This window comes from Postechiella marina (assembly GCF_039538365.1).
Classification (GTDB): domain Bacteria; phylum Bacteroidota; class Bacteroidia; order Flavobacteriales; family Flavobacteriaceae; genus Postechiella; species Postechiella marina.
Genome location: NZ_BAABCA010000004.1, coordinates 516,713 through 535,176 on the forward strand (window position 1 = coordinate 516,713; position 18,464 = coordinate 535,176).

The following is an 18,464-nucleotide window of genomic DNA, read 5'->3' on the forward strand; positions in this document are numbered from 1 at the left end:
TAAAGACCTAACTATTAAGTATTTACTCAAATGTAGTTAATTTGAAAAAAATACCTAAATAATACAACTCTAAAATATCTATACAACACATTAATTAATACAACATATATTCTTTAAACAGCTAAATACGTTTAATTTATAATCAAACCCATAAAACAGAAGCCCTATCAAACTAGAATTTCCTATTTTTAGAAAGTTAAACACCAACGACAACTATTTTATGAAACTTAAACCAATAGTGGGTTATGCCTTTTTATTTTGCATAGCCCTTACCTCTTGCAATAACAAACCTAAAAAACCAACAGAAATACCCCTAACCATTATCGAAGATTCTTTAGTTGGAGAAATACGCGCCATAGAGGCCAAAAAAACTACTACTGCTAAAGTTGGAGACGGATTAGTTTTAAGTTTATGGGCTTCAGATTCTTTGGCTCCAGATCCTGTTTCGATGGATATTGATGAAAATGGACGTGTTTTTATGACAAGAACCAATCGTCAAAAAAATTCAGAATTCGATATTAGAGGTCATAGAAATTGGATGACTCCATCTATTTCTTGGCAAACTGTAGAAGACCGACGCAAGTTTCTTTACGAAAACTTTGCAACCAATTTAAGTACAAAAAATACTTGGTTAAAAGATTTAAATAACGACTCTATTCACGATTGGAAAGATTTAACGATTGAAAAAGATGAAGTTTGGATGCTAGAAGATACAGACGGTAATGGAATAGCAGATAAATCGACACGAATTTTAAACGATTTTAACAATGAAGTTGATGATGTTGCCGGTGCTCTTTTAGTTAAAGGCGATAATTTATATGTTGGTATTGCACCAAATATGTGGAAAATTAAAGACTCCAATGACGATGGTGTTTTTGACGAAAAAACATCTCTAGCCAATGGTTTTGGTATTCACGTTGGCTTTGGCGGGCATGGTATGTCTGGAGCTATCGAAGGCCCAGACGGGAAAATATATTGGGGTATTGGTGATATTGGTGCTAACCTAACAGACAACCAAGGCAATACTTATAAATACCCAAATCAAGGCGTTATTGTAAGGTGTAACCCAGACGGTAGCAACTTTGAAATTGTTGCTCGCGGATTAAGAAATACACACGAATTTGTTTTTGATGCCTATGGTAATATTATTACATCAGATAATGATGGAGATCACAAAGGAGAAACAGAACGTTTAATTTATATTGTAGAAGGACACGATGCAGGATGGAGAGCCAATTGGCAGTATGGAAAATACACAGACCCAAAAAACAACGAGTACAAAGTCTGGATGGATGAAGAACTTTTTAAACCACGTTGGGATGGACAAGCTGCTTACATTATTCCGCCAATTGCCAATTTTCATGGTGGGCCAACTGGCATGGCATTTAACCCCGGAACTGGTTTAGGGATAGATTGGCTAAATAGTTTTTTTCTGGTTCAGTTTTCTGGAGCTCCAAACAGGTCTCATGTCTGGAATTTCACATTAAAACCTAAAGGAGCTTCGTTTGTATTAGATAAAGACGAATCTATTTTAAATGGCATTTTAGCTACCGGTTTACGCTTTGGCCCCGACGGTGCATTATACATGACAGATTGGATAAATGGTTGGAAAACAAAAAACCTAGGACGTGTATGGAAACTAGATGTTGAAGCCAATAAAAACGACTTAAAAAACGCGCGTTTAGAAACTCAAAAATTAATAACTTTAGATTACAAAAAGCAATCTATAAGCGAGCTCACGAGACTACTTAGTTATATAGACATGCGTATTAGAAAAAAAGCACAGTTCGAATTAGTAAAAAGAGGTACTTCTGGATACAATGTATTTAAAGAGGTTATTATTAATAACACCAACCAATTTGCTAGAATTCATGCCATTTGGGGTATAGGTCAAATATCCGATTCTAAACAAGAAAAAGCCTCGCCTTTATTAGACTTACTAACCGACTCTAACCCCGAAATTATAGCACAAGCAGCAAAAATATTAGGAGACGTTAAACATAAGAACGCGAGTTCTAAATTAATCCCTTTATTAAAACACGATAATGCACGTGTTCGCTTTTTTGCAGCTCAAGCGCTAGGCAGATTAAAACATAAAGAAGCTGTTAAGCCTTTATTAAAAATGCTTGAAGAAAATAACGACGAAGATGTATATATAAGACACGCTGGTGTATTAGCCTTATATCGTATTGGAGAAATACTCCCTATAACAGCATTAGTAAAAAGCCCTAATAAAAGCTTAAGGTTAGCTGCTGTTTTAATTTTAAGAAAGTTTCAGTCTAAAGACATCGCTAAGTTTTTAAATGATGAAGATAATTATATTGTAACAGAAACAGCAAGAGCAATTAACGACGATTGGTCTATTAAAGGAGCGCTTCCTGCTTTAGCTCAAATTTTAACTAACAAAAGATTTAAAACATCTGAACCTCTTTTAAGGCGAGCTATAAATGCTGCTTTAAGGGTTGGTAGCGAAAAAGATTTAAATAATTTACTTGCCTTTGCTAAAAGAACAGATGTTTCTGGAATTTTAAGAAGTGAAGCATTAGCCACTATAAGCTCTTGGACATCACCATCGGTTTTAGACCGTGTAGATGGTCGATATAGAGGAGAAATAAAGAGAGATGCAAATACTGTTAAAAGTAAAATTGAAAAAGAAATACCGCATTTCTTAAACGATAAAGATCCTAATGTATTAGCAGGAATTGCAGAAGTTCTTATAACACTTCAAATAGATTCTTATAACGATAAATTGTTTCATATTTTAAAAACAAACCCATCTACTATAGCTAAATCTGCTGCATTAAAAGCGCTTGGCAACCTCAACTTTAAATCCATTGAAAGTGCGGTACAATTAGGGATGAAAAACAAGGGGCAAAATGTTAGATCTACAGCTATTGCATTAATTAAAAAATTAAATATATCTAAAGAAAGACTTCCAGAAGTTATAGAGCCAATTTTTAAATACGGAACTATTAACGACCAACAAACCATGTTAAATACTTTAGGCGAATTACCAGTAGAAAATACCGAACATATTTTTAAAAGTTTAATTAATAAAGCTAAAAACAAAAAAATATCTAAAAGCATTACGCTAGATTTAATTGAAGCTGTAGAAAAAACAAAATCTAAAACACTTATTACTAAACTAAGTAGCATAAGAGAAAGCAGTGATTTTACAGAATCGTATAAAGATGTATTATACGGAGGAAATGCTAGAAAAGGACGCCAAATATTTCATAAAAACTCTACTGCTCAATGCGTTCGTTGTCATGTTGTTGCTGGAGGAGGCGGAAAAGTTGGACCTAATTTAGACAACATAGGCAATACTCTAACTAGAGAACAACTACTTGAAGCCCTTATAGAGCCAAGTAAACGACTTGCTCCTGGATTTGGAAACGTTGTGTTAACTTTAGACGACGGACAAGTGGTAACAGGCGTTTTAGCCGAAGAGAAAGCACATGAATTAATTATAACAACATCTGAAGCAGAACCATTAGACATCCCAATATCTAGAATAAAAAAGAGAGAAAACATGCCTTCGTCTATGCCACCAATGGGTAAACTTATTAAAAAGAGAGAATTAAGAGATGTCATTCAATACCTTTCCACTTTAAAGAAATAATTGTAATTTCATGGCTATTTAATTAAACACTGTTATAAATGATCCAAAAAAAGAGTTTCACTACATTTACCATGCTATTGGCTTGTTTTTTATGTGGTAGCCTGTTTTTTGGGTGTAAGCAAAAAGAAAAACCAGAATTTTTATTTAGAGCGAGCTTAATTGTAAACGAAAATCACACTTGGTTTCAGGCCTTCGAGTATTTTGGACAAACACTAGAAGAACGCTCTAATGGGCGTATGAAACTTCAAGTTTACCCATCTGAACAACTAGCCAAAGAAATTGAAGCCATTAGACTTATTCAAGCTGAAGTTATAGACATGACCGTAACAGGATCCATGCTAAACAATTGGTTTGAGTTGGCTGCATTTTGCGAATTACCCTTCTTTTTTAAAGATACTATTGAGGCTAGAAATTTTATTCACGGACCTATTGGAAAAGAAATGGAACACCAAATGATTAATGTTACAGGTTTACGTCCTGTAGGCTATTTTCAAAGAGGGCCTAGACACTTAACCTCTAACAGACCAATAAAACACCCTGACGATCTGCAAGGGTTAATTGTACGTGTACCCAACGTTCCTTCGTTTGTTACTGCCTGGAGCGCATTAGGTGCAAAACCTACACCAATGGCATTTTCTGAAGTTTTTACCTCTTTACAACAAGGCACCATTGAAGCTCAAGAAAATCCTTTCGATTTAATTAAAAATGCAGGTTTTTACGAAGTACAAGACTATATAAACCTAACAGAACATGTAATTAGTTGGGGCTACCCCGTTATTGGCGAAAAACAATTTCAAAAACTTCCTGAAGATTTAAAAACTATATTTTTAAAAGCTGCAAAAGACATGCAAGCCTACGAACGTCATCTTTTTACAGAAAACGAAAAACATATTAAAGACGAACTAGCTGCTAAAGGCATGACTTTTATTGAAGTAAATAAAGATGCTTATATTAAAAAATGCGAAGATGCTATTTATAGTAGTTTATCAAATGACATGAAAAAAGTATATAAAAAACTAAAGAATCCATAATTTTATGCTAAAAAAAAATATTGAAAAAATTTTAAAACTAGGCACTATCTGGAGCGTTTTCTTATTAATTGGCTCTGTTTTATTACAAATTTTTGCTCGTTTCTTTTTAGCCCAAGCACCATCATGGACCGAAGAACTTTCTAGATTATGTTTTATTTTTGCTGTAGCCTTTGCCTCGCCTCTAGCTCTAAAATCTAACTACTACATCCAATTAGATGTTTTTTACAACATGCTTAAAAACACATGGCAGCAAAAGCTAAACCTTTTAATATCTATAGTTATTTTTATTCTTTTTCTTGTGTTAACGCTATCATCTATAAAATTTATTGTTATGGGCTTTACAGAAAACTCCCCGAGTATGGGCATAAAAATGGGCGTTGCTTTTTCTAGTATGCTTATTCTTGGCATTACCATGTGTTATTTTACGGGTTTAAAACTTTTAAAACAACTTAAAAAAGAGTAATTATGATATTGGTGCTATTTATTGTTTTTATAGTTTGCTTAATTTTAAGGTTTCCTATTGCCTTTTCTTTGGGCTTATCTTGCCTAGCTTATATTGTTTTAAATAATATTCCTTTAATTGTAATACCCATGAAACTCTATTCTGGTATAGATGTATTTGTGTTATTAAGTATACCTGGGTTTATTATGGCAGGTAACCTTATGAATTATGGCGGACTTACTGAGAAAATTATAAATTTCTGCAATCATTTAATGGGACATATTACTGGTGGATTATCACTAGTAAACATTGGTGCATCTATGTTATTTGCTGGTATTTCTGGCACCGCAATTTCCGATACCGCTAGCATGGGTTCCATTATGATTCCTGCTATGAAAAAAGAAGGCTACGATGCCGATTTTTCGTGTGCTGTTACCGCATCATCGTCAACCATGGGACCAATTATTCCTCCTAGCATCCCTATGATAATTGCAGCTACACTAAGCGGCCTATCTGTAGGTCGTTTGTTTCTTGCTGGCGCAATTCCTGGTTTATTATTAGGAGGCGGTTTAATGGCTACAGCTTATTTTATTTCTAAAAGAAAAAAATACCCTAAACATCCCAAAAGCAGTTTAAAACAGGTTTTGCTTAGTTTTAAAGACACTTTTTGGTCGTTATTAATGACATTTATAATCCTTTTCGGAATAATTGGAGGTGTTTTTACCCCAACCGAAGCCTCTATAATTGCAGTAATTTACGCGTTATTAATTGGTGCTTTTGTGTACAAAAAATTAAATTTCAGAAAAGTTCAAATTATTGTTTTAGACTCCATGAAAACCTCGGCTTCTTTAATGTTATTAATTGGTTTTGCTAATTTATTTGGGTGGATTTTAATTACAGAACAAGTACCACAACTTATTTCTTCTGAAATTTTAGGTATTTCTACCAACAAATACATGGTGCTACTTATGATAAATATACTACTTATATTTGTTGGCACATTTATGGAAACCATTGCTGCGCTTCTTATATTATTTCCAATTCTTTTAAAACTAGCCATTTCTGTAGATATAGACCCCATTCATTTTGCAGTAATTGCTGTTTTAAATCTTATAATAGGTTTAACAACACCACCGGTTGGTGTTTGTTTATTTGTAGCATCAAGCATAGGTAAAGTTTCTATTGCTAAAGTTAGCAAAGCCAGTTTTCCATTTTTAATTATTAGCTTTGTAGTACTTGCTTTAGTAACTTTATTCCCTAGCATTTCGTTAACATTGCCTAGTTGGATTATGGATTAAAACAACCATTTTATTAAACCCCTAATATATATATTGTAATTACTAATGGGAAAGCGTATCACTCTTAAACAAATAGCCAACGAGTTTGGTGTTTCTATTGCTACAGTATCTAAATCTTTAAACGACAGTTACGAGATTAGCTCTGCAACAAAAGAAAAAATTCAGAATTACGCTAAAGCCAACAATTACCAATCTAAAAGCATTCCATTAAATTTAAACACAAAAAAAACAAAAACTATAGGCGTTATTATTCCTAATATTATGAATAATTTCTTTGCTAAAGCTTTTGTTGGTATAGAAAAAATGGCCACAGAGAAAGGGTACCATCTTATATCTTGCATATCTAACGAATCGCATGAAAAAGAAGTAACCACCATGGAGCTTTTAAAAAACGGGACTCTAGATGGCGTTATTATCTCTTTAGCCGAGGAAACACAAGTGAAAAAAAATTACAACCATATAAAAAACGCCATAAACGAAGGCATACCCGTTGTTATGTTTGATCGTGTTGCAGATGATATTTCTTGTGATAAAGTCGTGGTAAATGACGTTGAAGGTGCTTACCACGCCACAAATCATTTAATAAAATCGGGGTGTAAGCGCGTTGCTTTAATTTCTGTAATAGACAACTTAAGTGTTGGTAAATTAAGAGTTGAAGGTTATAAAAAGGCCCTAACAGTTCATAATATTAATATTGAAGAAAAACTTATTGTAAAAATTGGACATAAAGAGGATTTTGATATTGCTTTAAAAATTATTTTAGCAGATAAATCTATTGACGGTTTATTATGTTTAGAAGAAACTTCGGCTGTTAAATCGTTACAAATTGTAAAACAAATGAATTATAGTATACCTACAGAAATGTCTATAGTTAGTTTTACAAATGGAGAATTACCTAAATACGTTACACCTACAATAACAACTGTTAGCCAACACGGAAACCATATAGGCCAAACCGCAGCCAATATTCTTATAGATCGCTTAACAGGAGAAAGCGAAAATAAGCCCTTTGTAAAAAAAGTAATTAAAACAAGTTTAATTGAGCGGGAAAGCACAAGAAAACTAAACTAAAGAAAAACAAATATTAATTTAAGCGCTTAACCACTAAGGTATCTAACTTAAGTTTTAGTTTCAACCATTTTTCTAACTTTATTTTATCTGAATTTCTTGAATCTTCCTGAGATAAAGAGTCTACCCATTTAACAGTAAAAACAGAAACTGTATCTATCTTTTTAAAATCAGAATTAATAACACTAGAGTAAGCAAACTGCTCTATAGTTTCATAATTAATTTTAACCTCCTGAATAAGTTCTTCAAATGGAATTTGATTACGTTCTAATCGAGATAATTTTCTAACCCTATCTTCTAAATAAGATATTTTTTGTTGTTGCGACATTAAATCTAAAGAGTCTCGGGTTCTTAACTCTTCCATATATTCCAAATTATTAATACTTCTATTTTTAACTTGATTTATATAAAGTTTAGTATTTGACAAAGCACTATAATTAGAAAAACGTTGCTCTAAAACCTCTTTGGTAGATTGAGAGATTTCATCTGTTCCAAAAGGTATTAACTCAATAATAGACTCTCCATCTTTATTATAGGTAAACGTTGCGTTTTTTTCTATATAACTATAATTAGGCAAAGCAACCAACTCTTTTTTAAGAAACGTTTTAGCATCATTTTTAAAATTACTTTCTTTTAAAACACTTAAAAATGTTAAAACCGCTGGAATCATAACTACAATTGCTAAAAGAGATGCAAATTGAGCTGTACGTCTTCTCTTAGCTGAATTAGCATATTTAAGCATAGGAAAACGCAATATTTTTAACACCAAAAAGGTTGCTAAAGCAATAAAAATAGTATTTATAGTAAACAAATACATCGCCCCTAAAAAATAATCTATATTGCCTTTTGCTAAGCCATAACCTGCTGTACACAACGGTGGCATTAATGCTGTAGCAATAGCTACGCCAAAAATTACCGATGCAATAGTTCCTTTTTTTGTTCTAGCTATAATTAAAGCTAAACCACCAAAAAAGGCTATAAGTACATCTCGAATATCGGGTTTAGTACGAGCAAAAAGCTCTGATGTTTCTTCGCTTAAAGGAAAAAATTTAAAAAATAAAAAGGCTGTTATTAAACTCAACACAATCATAGTGCCTAAGTTTATTAAAGACTTTTTTAATGTATCTATATCGTTAATAGCAATAGATAAACCTGCACCTAAAATTGGCCCCATAAGAGGAGATATTAACATGGCACCAATAACTACAGCTGTAGAATTGGCATTTAACCCAATGGATGCCACAAAAATAGAACAAATTAAAATCCACGCTGTTGCACCTTTAAAGGGTATATCGCCTTTTATAGCCTCTATAGTTGCATCTCTATCTGTATCGTGCCTAAAATCTAAAAGTTCGCTAAAAAAAGTTTTTACACTCTGAAAAAGACCTTTGGCATCTTTTGTTACTGCCTTTTTACTTTGATTTACAGCTTCATCCTTTTTTAAAGCTTCTTTTTCTTCTTCAGAAAAATTAAACTTATTTTCTTCCATAGACACTATTTTTATCTTTAATACACTAAGATATATAATATATTATTGCGATATAATAACTACAATAAAAAAAGAGAGATAAAACCTTATTTATCTCCAAAGTTACTCTTAACACGTTGTAAAACCTGCTTAATATCTTGTTCTTTTGCTTTTGGATAGATTAATAATGTGTCTTCGTTATCCACAATTATATAATCGTTTAAGCCATCTACAACTACAATTTTATCTGTTTTAGTTCTTATTAAATTACCCGTCGCATTTTCAGCTAAATTTCTAGCATTAGAAACTGCGTTGTTATTCTCATCCTTATCCAATTTATCGTAAAGACTCCCCCATGTTCCTAAATCATTCCAATCAAACTCTGCAGCAATAACCTTAACATTGTCAGATTTTTCCATAATAGCATAATCTACAGAAATGTTTTCTGCTTTGGGATAATTATCTTTTATAAAACCTGTTTCGTCTTCGGTATTATATACGCCAATTCCACTTTTGAACAAGCTATATAAATCTGGCTGATTATTTTGAAATGCCTTAATAACACTTTTAGCACTCCACATAAAAATACCTGCATTCCATAAAAAATTACCTTGATCTATAAAAGCCTTAGCTGTTTCGTAATCTGGTTTTTCTCTAAATTGATTTACTGGTTTTATAACTTTTTCTGCTGTTTTATCAAACTCAATATATCCATATCCTGTATTTGGAAACGAAGGTTTTATGCCCAACGTCATTAAAGCATCATTCTGCGAACAATAATCGAAAGCTTCTTGCACATTTTTAGAAAACGCTTTTTCGTCTTCAATCCAATGATCGCTTGGAGCAACAATCATTATTGCATCGGGGTTTTCTTTTTGAATTTTTAACGAAGCGTACAAAATACATGGTGCTGTATTACGCATTGCAGGCTCTAAAACCACCTGTTTTTGCGTAACTTCTGGTAACTGCTCTAGCACCAAATCGTTATAACGCTCGTTTGTTAAAATATAAATATTCTCTTTTGGAATTAAATGTGATAAACGCTGAAATGTTTTTTGAATTAAAGTGTTGCCAGCACCCAACATATCGTGAAACTGCTTAGGAAACTCTGCTGTACTTACTGGCCAAAATCTAGACCCTACACCTCCTGCCATTAAAATGGCATAATAATTTGAATTTTTCATATTTATTTTCCCTTAAAAATTATTTTATATTTTCTTTTACCATCGATACCAACTCAACCTCAACATTTGGATTGAAAAGATACAATTTTCCTGTTTTTAATTCTTTACATTCAATACGCTTAACGCGTTTTTTACCTTTTGTAAATACTTTATTGTTATAAAGCTTAAAAACACTGCCTAAAGGTAATTGAAAAACATAGAGCTTATTATTTGGTTCGTCGAACTGCTTTAAAGCGTAGGCGAGTGTAACATCTGTATCGCTCGATGCTTTAGGATTTATAAAGTGCTTTGCTAACAATGGCAACAAGTCTTTTGGAAACACTTCCGGATTTAAAAGAGGTAACATTAAATGTTGAAATGTATGCTTCCACTCTGTGCCATGGGGTTTTATAAAATCTCCATACAACTTAAAAGACTCTAAATGGGCAATTTCATGAATTAACGTAATTAAAAACTTGTAAGGATTTAAATTTGAATTTATTGTAATTTGATGCTTTCCATTCGGCATTTTTCTATAATCGCCATGACGCGTTTTACGCTCTTTTTTAATCTTTACAATTAAATTATCGTTTTCTAAAAGTCTTTGAACATAGTTTCTAGATGATTTAGGAATATAGTTGTCTAGTAGGTTACGCATTTACACAAAAATAAGATTTTTATTTTAAGATTAAATCATACCTAATAGTAAATTCATATTACTAAATGTATTGGTGGCCTCTATTTTTAACTCATTATTATAGTCGTGTGCTGTAAAACCAAAAACATCGAAACCTCCAGCTTTAGCTGCTCGTACTCCAGACATGCTATCTTCTATTACCAAACATTCTTCTGGCTTAAAGCCCATTGTTTTTGCTGCCCATAGAAAAACATCTGGTTCTGGTTTCCATTTTTGAATAGTATAACAACTAAAAATTTTATTTTCGAAAAAAGGCAACAACCCTGTAACCTCTAAATTTAATTCTATTTTATTTTCTGGTCCGCTAGAGGCTACACAAAAAGGAAGCTTTATATTTTCTAAAACATCTTTTATACCATCTATAGGCTGTATGTTTTCTCTAAAAGCTTTAAATGTTCTAACTCTATAGTCTGCTTCGAAAGTCTCTGGCAATGGCTTATTGATTGCCTTAGAAATAGCATCCATACATAAATTAAAAGATTTACCTTTAAACTTAGTAACTGCTCCTTTTTTTGGAATATTTGCTCCCAACTCGTTTGCCATATCTACCATAACGCCAATTGCAATGGTTTCGCTGTCTATTAAAACACCGTCGCAATCGAATATTATACATTTATATTTACTCATAATAATTTTATCTTTTTAATGAAAAATGATCTCTTAGTCTAAATTTTAAATTGTTTAACCAAATACTCTTCTTTATATAAAAAAGTAAATATTTTACTTGATAATTTTCGTGGCACACTCATTTTTACAAAGTAGTCTGACTTTTTAGAATTTCGATTTCCAATACAAACATCAAACTCTTTAAAATCTAAATAATAAATAACTTCATCAATCTTAGAAAAACCATAAGGAATATCTGCATCTGTAAATATTTTAAAATCTCCTTTAGCTTGCAACATGCCTGCTTTTACAGCAAAGCCTTTGCCTTGATTTAATTTATAAAATAACAATTTTAAGTCGGGGTCGCATTTAATAAAGCTATTTATAACAGAATTTGTATTATCTAATACTACCATCATTAACAAAAATCACTTCAACCTTATAATTAATAGTTTGCTTCCACTTTTGTATTCTTGTAAGCGTATCAAAAATAAATAACTCAGCATTATATACTGGAATAACAAGACTTAATTTTACTGACATTATTTATAATAATTATTTTATATATTTTGTAAATAATTAACCTTTTTAATACTCTAAAATTTCAAATTCACTCCTTCTATTTAATTGATGTTCTTCGTCTGTACAATTTAACATGGGACAGGGTACTATTGGAGATAACTCGCCAAAACCTTGAAACTGCATACGTCTTGCATTAATAAAAGCCTCTAATGCTAAATAATTTCTTGTAGACTCTGCTCGCCTTTCTGATAGTACTTGGTTATAACGGGTTGTACCTCGGCTATCTGTATGCGCACTAATTTTTAAATGCACCTTAGGATAACGCTCTAATTTTGCTGCTAAAGCATCTAATATTTTTTTAGAATCGGCACGTATATTCCACATATTAAAATCGAAATAAATAGGCTCTAATTGAAAATATAATTTACCATCTTTCTCTATAACCGGAGGCCCTTCAATGTCTGTTAACAAAGCAAATCGTTCTGGGTCTTTTTCTTTTAAATTTTTATCTATTTTCTTCTCTGCTATTACAGTTTCTACAGGATCTATAACTACTGGTGGCGGTGGCGGAATCTTTTTTAAGTATAAAACGTGTTCTTGGTTTTCTCTTTCTAAAACCTTTACCTGCAATACACCAGAATAATAGCCTTCGCTTTCTGCTTGTAAAGTATACTTACTTGCCAATAAATTTAAATTAAATGTTGACAACGTGTTATTATAAATAACATGCTCTCCTTTGTTTAACAAGACAACTCTAGCTTCAGGAATATAAGCTTTAGTTTCAAAATCTTTTATTTTAAATGTATTTATATATTCTCTAATAAAAATTTCTCCTGTTTGATTAAATTTAAAAATATCGTCGCTTCTGTTATTTCTATTGGATGAAAAAAAACCTTCTTCTTCATTATAATAATTTAAATTAAAATCGTCGTATTGCGAATTAATTGGCACGCCTAAATTTATTGGCTTAGTAAAATTTCCGTTTACCAACTCAGAGACAAAATTATCTAACATGCCTAACCCTAAATGCCCGTTAGATGCAAAAAACAAATGTCCTTTGTTAGATATAAATGGAAAATGTTCGCGGTTAACAGTATTAATTGTTGAGCCTAAATTTACAGGTTCTCCCATAAAACCATCAATATCTATGGTAACATAATACAAATCAAAACTACCATAACCTCCTTCTATATCCGAAGAAAAATAAAGCTTTTTCCCGTCTAAACTTAAAGCTGGATGCTGATAAGAAAATCCGTTTTTATTAAATGGTAATTTCTCTAATTCGCTCCATTTACCATTAACTCGTATAGATTTATACAAATGGATATTATTTGTCGCTTGATCGTTAAACTCCTTTTTACCATTTGTAAAATTACTTCTAGATACGTACATAGTGTTACCATCGTTACTAAAGCAAAAATTACCCTCGTGTAATTTAGAATTTATGGTTTTACTTAAAGCTAGAGGCGCACCAATAGTATCTATTTTGTTATCTACTTTAACTTTATAGATATCTAAAAAAGGTTGATGTGTCCACTTATATGTTTTTGATAATAGTTGTTTATTATCTCTATCTGAAGTAAAGTAAACACTATCATTAAATTTTACAGCTCCAAAATCTGATGCGTTAGAATTAAATTGCGCTTTTTCTATTTTATAATCAGGGTTTTTAAGTTTAAACTCTTCAATTATTGCTATAGATTCAGACTTATCTAATCCTTGATATAAATTGTCTTTATACAGTTTAAAATAATCTAAGCCCGTTTCATAATCGCCTAAAGCAGACAAAACCTGGTACAGTTTAAAATTATACGTATTATTATACGTTTTGCCTTTTTCTACAAATTGCCCTTTAACCAATTGCTTTAAAAACAAAGATGCTTTTTTATACTCGAAGATGTTATAATAGCAAACAGCTATATTTTCGATATCTTTTTTATGTCGTTCTTTGTCTATACTAGCTTCATAATACTTAGCAGCATTAATATAATCTCCTTTTTCGAAAAAACGATCGGCTCTCGATTTTTTTTGTCCATACGAGACTTGTATAAAAAACAAAGCCATAATTATAAACGTAATTTTCTTTGTCATATTAATAGAATCTTGGAGATGAATATTTTTTACTTAAACCTAGCACATCGAATTTATAAAGTAGTATAAACTCATGACTGCCATTATTATAATTCTTTAATTTGCTTGTATTAAAATCGTAAGCATAACCTAGTTTTAAATTTGGTGTAATTTGAATTCCCATAAGCCCCGAAACAGCGTCTTGATACCTGTAAGATACTCCTAACTCAAATGTATTTAGATACATAATATTTGCAGAAACATCGAAAGATAAGGGTGAGCCTCCAACAAATTTTAACACAGTAGATGGTTTTAGTTTAAAATCGTTATTAAAATCAAAAACATAACCTCCTATTAAAAACACATGACATTTATCTTTATAAAAAACATCGTTGTTAAAATTTAAATTACTCGGAATTAAATTAGGAACCGATATACCTGCATAATAATTATCGTCAAACAGAAAAACACCAGCTCCAATATTAAGTACGGTTTTATTTGCATTACCAAAAATAGGATCGCTACTTACATTACTGCCAATAGCACTAAAATTTAAATGATCGAACCCTGCTTTTAAACCAAAAGATAGATTTAAATTATTTTTAATGTTTATTTTATAAGCAACATCAATATTAAAAATATTTTCGCTTAAATTAACATTACCTCCAATATTATCATTTAAATAATTAACCGTTAATTCTATTTGGTTATTTACTGGTATATGCGCAAAAACATTGGCTGTTTTTGGTGCTCCAGCTATGCTTACCCATTGCGTTCTGTACAAGCTACCAACTTGTACTATTCCGGGCTCGTTAATTACATAACCAGGATTTACCATACTCATGTTATACATGTACTGTGTATATTGGGGTTCTTGTTGCGAGAATGCAAACAGACTACAACTTATAAATATTATTAGTAATTTTTGTTTCATTCTGCTACTTATCTACTTAAATAAAAGTTTCCTTGAATAGGTTCTGTTTTTCGGTCTTTAGGATCGAAAACATAAAAATAAACACCCGATGGCAAGACTTTACCCAAAGTTAAAGACACATTAGACTCGCCTTTAAACAAGCTTGTATTTTTATTTCCTTTAAAAACTAATGTGCCATAACGGTTATATATATTAATTTCGAAATTAGGAAAGGTTACTGGTAAATTACATAAATCGAACACATCGTTTTCGCCATCGTTATTAACCGAAACTCCATCTTTTAAACAGGTGTCGCAGTCTGGATGATTTACAGTAAGTAAACTAACCGTTATGGCTACACGAGAAGATTCGCAACCGTTAGCATCTACAGCAGACACAAAGTAATCTTTGTCATCAATTAATACCGTGCTAAATGGCAATACTGTTGTAGTGCTTTCATCTTCATACCAATTAAAACTTACACCATTACTTGCTGTTAAATTTGATACTGTAGCACCATCGCTTGCACAGAATATTTGATTTGAAGCCAATGGCGGATTAACCTCTTCTACAGTTATTGAAATTTGAGAAGTTGCCAAATTACAAGAGGCATTGCCTTGAATTTCGTACTGAAAATTATAAGTTCCTGCGGATAACTGAGAAACATCTAGATTATTACCTGATAATAGATTTGTATTGTCTGAATCTATAAAAACACCTCCTGAATCTGCATTTGAGTCGAGATAATTGGTTAAATCTATTTGTAAATCAGACTTACAAACCGAAGCAAGCATATCGCTACCAGGATTAGGACTTTGAAATAAAGTAACTATTATTGAAGCTTGATTGCCAACACATAAACTATTATCGGGTACAGTGTATGTGTATTGCCCTTCATCAAAAGTAGAAGGATCGAAAATAACATTATAATCTGTTGTTGCATAACCATTTGGCCCAGACCAAGTTCCTGTTGTATTTGGGTTACCGGTTAGCACATCAAATAAATTAAAAGAAGTATTGTTTGTACATACATCAATATTAGATCCTACTCCAGATTGATAAGCCTCATAAACTGTAAACGACAAACTTGCCCTATCGAAACACCCGTTTGGTGATGTTGTAGAATACAAAAAATCGAATGTTTGCTGGTTGTTTATTTCTGGTAGTGTTATTGGGTTAGTTATCACTTTTCCTGTTGTACCGTCAACCCAACTACCACGTGTTCCTTTATATATCGGGTTATCTATACCGTTGGCAGTTAACAAGGTAAACAAATCTAATGGGCCAGTAATAGCTGTATCTGTTTCGCAAAACTCTAAGCCTAAAGTATCTTCTCCTGCATATAACGTCGCGTTTAAATTTACCGTTACAAGTGTAGAACGCGATAAACAAGTAGATGTCCCTCCGTCTGGGCAACTATTACAAGAAGCAGACACATTGTATCTAAACACATATTCTCCAGCATCTGCTCTAGTAACATTTGTAATATCCATTAGGTGCGGACTTGTTATCGATCTTAAATCTGATGGACCAGAAACAAAACTCCAACTTACGCAAGTATCATTTTCAGGATAATTATATACAATTCCATTCTCTGTAGTAAAAGTTATTTCATCATAAAGATTTATTGTGTTGGGTTGGTTTCCATCCAAACAGATATCCAAAGGTGTTTCTTGCTCAAAAGGTTTAATAGTTTCGTAAAATCTAAATATAATTTCTGATTCCTTATCTGGACAGTCTGTTAATGTCGATCTAGCTTCAACTGTATACTTATACTTAAACTCCGCACAGCCATATTTAGGGTTGTTGGCCTTAAGATAATCAAAAACTTCTTTTAAATTAATGGTTGAATCTAATGGGTTTGATATTTGACCTGTAGCATCTCCAGAAGTAGACCATGTGCCCTCTTCATCTTCATTTACTAAAAACCTATCGTCTCTTAAGTTAATATCTACATCCCATAAACCTGATAAAACATCGCTTTCGCAAATATCGAATGTAGATGCCTCTCCCGATAGGACATCTCGTATAACCTCTACCTTAAACCTTGATACTTTAGAACCACTACAAGGTGTAATACCAGATACGGTGTATGTAAATTCGAAAACATCAAACTCTATTAAATCGCCAAAAGGTACATATGGAATTTCGGCATCAAACTTTCCGTCTGGAGTTAAACCTTTAAAATTAGAATCGTCGCCTAAATTACCAATATACTGCCAAACACCATTTTTATGAGGCGAAGGTTGAGATTCGAAAACCTGAAACAAATCAAAATCCTTTAAAATAGCTTGACATACCGTTATATTTGCATCGTTGGCACCTGCGGGAGGAAGCGGATTACCTTCAAACGGACCTAAAACAACATCTAATTCAATTCTAACATTATTGGCACAAGAACTGCTGGGGTCTATTAATTGAAAACGATAAGTATCTATACTTTCTGATGCGTCTTTTAAATCCCACAAAAACAAATTACCAGTGGCGTCATCTATAGCAAACCTATATTTTGGGTCGAACCAAGCACCATCAGACGGAGAAATTGGTACTACTCCTGGTATGGCATTATATTGGTCGTATAGATTAATTATTCCATCAGGAGTTCCGTCAAGATCTCCATCTATAGTTGTCATATCACAAATAGAAATGGTTTCGCTAACATTACATTGGGCTTTTATTTTAACAAAAGAGCATATAAAAACTAAAAGTAGCAGGTAAAAATTTTTCAAAAGGCAGGTTGGTTTAATTTTAAAATAAATATACGTTTTACTTATTTATTTATATAAAAAAACCTACTACTTTTTCAATAATATAAGGATATACACCTTTAACTTTATTAAAAATGTTGTATCTACAATTTAATTTATGCCACGCTACAAATTATGGTGTCGAATTTGAAACCTGAAGCATTTTACCATTATAATATGCATTACCATTTAAAGAAAAATCAAAAATATATTGTGCCATCTCCAAAGCTGTTGTAGGCGCTACATAACCAGGAAAAGCTTCTTCTAACATTTCTGTTTGCACAGCTCCTAATGCTAGTACATTAAAACTGGGCCCAGATTCTTTATACTCTTCTGCTAGTAATTCTGTTAAGGTAATTACAGCTCCTTTGCTAGAACTATAAGCTGCTAAACCTGGAAACTTCATGCTACCTTGTACGCCTCCCATAGAGCTTACTGTAACGACATGACTTCTTTTTTTTGTAAACGGAATTATTTTTCTTGTTAATTCTGCTACTCCAAAAACATTGGTTTTATATATCGCTTCAAAATCGCTCATAGATATATCTGCAAAAGGCTTATTTAAAAGCGCACCTGCATTATTAATTAAAACATCTACATGTTCCCAATCACTATCTATAAAATCAACAACTTTTTGATAAGCATTGGCATCATTTAAATCAAAAGAAAAGGTTGTTACATTTTGTAAATTAAGGGCTTTAACTGGTTTTTCGTTACGTGAGAGTGCCAAAACCTGATGTCCTGCTGCTGCAAACAGCTTTACCATTTCGAACCCAATACCTCTACTTGTTCCTGTTATAATTATATTTTTACTCAT

15 protein-coding genes are annotated in these 18,464 nt (G+C 32.2%); 5 read left to right on the forward strand and 10 right to left on the reverse strand.

Going from position 1 to position 18,464, the window contains the following annotated elements:
* The first annotated feature begins 220 nt into the window (after positions 1-220).
* The 5 genes from ABD715_RS11550 to ABD715_RS11570 are packed head-to-tail and all read left to right on the forward strand — an operon-like array spanning position 221 to position 7,464.
* Entirely contained in the window at positions 221-3,622 is a 3,402-nt protein-coding gene (locus ABD715_RS11550) for a HEAT repeat domain-containing protein (RefSeq protein ID WP_344788388.1), read from the forward strand.
* Between the two features lie 38 nt (positions 3,623-3,660).
* Positions 3,661-4,653 (forward strand): TRAP transporter substrate-binding protein, encoded by a 993-nt coding sequence (locus tag ABD715_RS11555; protein WP_344788389.1) that lies wholly within the window; start codon positions 3,661-3,663, stop codon positions 4,651-4,653.
* Positions 4,654-4,657: 4 nt separating this feature from the next.
* Positions 4,658-5,116: a TRAP transporter small permease gene (locus tag ABD715_RS11560; RefSeq protein ID WP_344788390.1), complete on the forward strand. Its 459-nt coding sequence runs from the start codon at positions 4,658-4,660 to the stop codon at positions 5,114-5,116.
* Positions 5,117-5,118: 2 nt separating this feature from the next.
* The gene (locus ABD715_RS11565; RefSeq protein WP_344788391.1) at positions 5,119-6,393 is read left to right on the forward strand and encodes a TRAP transporter large permease; all 1,275 of its coding nucleotides are present in this window, start codon (positions 5,119-5,121) and stop codon (positions 6,391-6,393) included.
* Positions 6,394-6,438: 45 nt separating this feature from the next.
* Positions 6,439-7,464: a LacI family DNA-binding transcriptional regulator gene (locus ABD715_RS11570; protein ID WP_344788392.1), complete on the forward strand. Its 1,026-nt coding sequence runs from the start codon at positions 6,439-6,441 to the stop codon at positions 7,462-7,464.
* 13 nt (positions 7,465-7,477) lie between these two features.
* Here the strand turns inward: ABD715_RS11570 and ABD715_RS11575 are convergent, their stop codons facing one another.
* The 10 genes from ABD715_RS11575 to ABD715_RS11615 form a co-directional block, all read right to left on the reverse strand.
* Positions 7,478-8,950: a DUF389 domain-containing protein gene (locus ABD715_RS11575; protein ID WP_344788393.1), complete on the reverse strand. Its 1,473-nt coding sequence runs from the start codon at positions 8,948-8,950 to the stop codon at positions 7,478-7,480.
* 86 nt (positions 8,951-9,036) lie between these two features.
* Positions 9,037-10,113 (reverse strand): mannose-1-phosphate guanylyltransferase, encoded by a 1,077-nt coding sequence (locus tag ABD715_RS11580; RefSeq protein WP_344788394.1) that lies wholly within the window; start codon positions 10,111-10,113, stop codon positions 9,037-9,039.
* A 19-nt stretch (positions 10,114-10,132) separates the two neighbouring features.
* Positions 10,133-10,750, reverse strand: a complete 618-nt coding sequence (locus tag ABD715_RS11585; RefSeq protein WP_344788395.1) for a SprT-like domain-containing protein — start codon at positions 10,748-10,750, stop codon at positions 10,133-10,135.
* A gap of 30 nt (positions 10,751-10,780) precedes the next feature.
* Entirely contained in the window at positions 10,781-11,416 is a 636-nt protein-coding gene (locus ABD715_RS11590) for an HAD family hydrolase (protein ID WP_344788396.1), read from the reverse strand.
* Between the two features lie 38 nt (positions 11,417-11,454).
* Complete coding sequence (locus ABD715_RS11595; protein ID WP_344788397.1) at positions 11,455-11,814, reverse strand: glycosyltransferase; 360 nt, start codon at positions 11,812-11,814, stop codon at positions 11,455-11,457.
* Positions 11,795-11,938 (reverse strand): glycosyltransferase, encoded by a 144-nt coding sequence (locus ABD715_RS17840; RefSeq protein ID WP_425567969.1) that lies wholly within the window; start codon positions 11,936-11,938, stop codon positions 11,795-11,797. Before ABD715_RS17840 ends, ABD715_RS11595 begins: the two co-directional genes overlap by 20 nt.
* Positions 11,939-11,983: 45 nt before the next feature.
* Complete coding sequence (locus ABD715_RS11600; RefSeq protein WP_344788398.1) at positions 11,984-14,008, reverse strand: OmpA family protein; 2,025 nt, start codon at positions 14,006-14,008, stop codon at positions 11,984-11,986.
* Position 14,009: 1 nt separating this feature from the next.
* Positions 14,010-14,921: a PorP/SprF family type IX secretion system membrane protein gene (locus ABD715_RS11605; protein ID WP_344788399.1), complete on the reverse strand. Its 912-nt coding sequence runs from the start codon at positions 14,919-14,921 to the stop codon at positions 14,010-14,012.
* A gap of 8 nt (positions 14,922-14,929) precedes the next feature.
* Entirely contained in the window at positions 14,930-17,629 is a 2,700-nt protein-coding gene (locus ABD715_RS11610; protein WP_344788400.1) for a T9SS type B sorting domain-containing protein, read from the reverse strand.
* 151 nt (positions 17,630-17,780) lie between these two features.
* Positions 17,781-18,464, reverse strand: coding sequence for an SDR family NAD(P)-dependent oxidoreductase (locus ABD715_RS11615; protein ID WP_344788401.1), 684 nt, complete (start codon positions 18,462-18,464; stop codon positions 17,781-17,783).

Coding starts and splice junctions, on each gene's coding strand:
- ABD715_RS11580 (WP_344788394.1), bottom strand. CDS start 10,113: ATGAAAAATTCAAATTATTATGCCATTTTAATGGCAGGAGGTGTAGGG.
- ABD715_RS11590 (WP_344788396.1), bottom strand. CDS start 11,416: ATGAGTAAATATAAATGTATAATATTCGATTGCGACGGTGTTTTAATA.
- ABD715_RS11615 (WP_344788401.1), bottom strand. CDS start 18,464: ATGAGTAAAAATATAATTATAACAGGAACAAGTAGAGGTATTGGGTTC.
- ABD715_RS11595 (WP_344788397.1), bottom strand. CDS start 11,814: ATGATGGTAGTATTAGATAATACAAATTCTGTTATAAATAGCTTTATT.
- ABD715_RS11560 (WP_344788390.1), top strand. CDS start 4,658: ATGCTAAAAAAAAATATTGAAAAAATTTTAAAACTAGGCACTATCTGG.
- ABD715_RS11550 (WP_344788388.1), top strand. CDS start 221: ATGAAACTTAAACCAATAGTGGGTTATGCCTTTTTATTTTGCATAGCC.
- ABD715_RS11565 (WP_344788391.1), top strand. CDS start 5,119: ATGATATTGGTGCTATTTATTGTTTTTATAGTTTGCTTAATTTTAAGG.
- ABD715_RS11555 (WP_344788389.1), top strand. CDS start 3,661: ATGATCCAAAAAAAGAGTTTCACTACATTTACCATGCTATTGGCTTGT.
- ABD715_RS11605 (WP_344788399.1), bottom strand. CDS start 14,921: ATGAAACAAAAATTACTAATAATATTTATAAGTTGTAGTCTGTTTGCA.
- ABD715_RS11575 (WP_344788393.1), bottom strand. CDS start 8,950: ATGGAAGAAAATAAGTTTAATTTTTCTGAAGAAGAAAAAGAAGCTTTA.
- ABD715_RS17840 (WP_425567969.1), bottom strand. CDS start 11,938: ATGTCAGTAAAATTAAGTCTTGTTATTCCAGTATATAATGCTGAGTTA.
- ABD715_RS11585 (WP_344788395.1), bottom strand. CDS start 10,750: ATGCGTAACCTACTAGACAACTATATTCCTAAATCATCTAGAAACTAT.
- ABD715_RS11600 (WP_344788398.1), bottom strand. CDS start 14,008: ATGACAAAGAAAATTACGTTTATAATTATGGCTTTGTTTTTTATACAA.
- ABD715_RS11570 (WP_344788392.1), top strand. CDS start 6,439: ATGGGAAAGCGTATCACTCTTAAACAAATAGCCAACGAGTTTGGTGTT.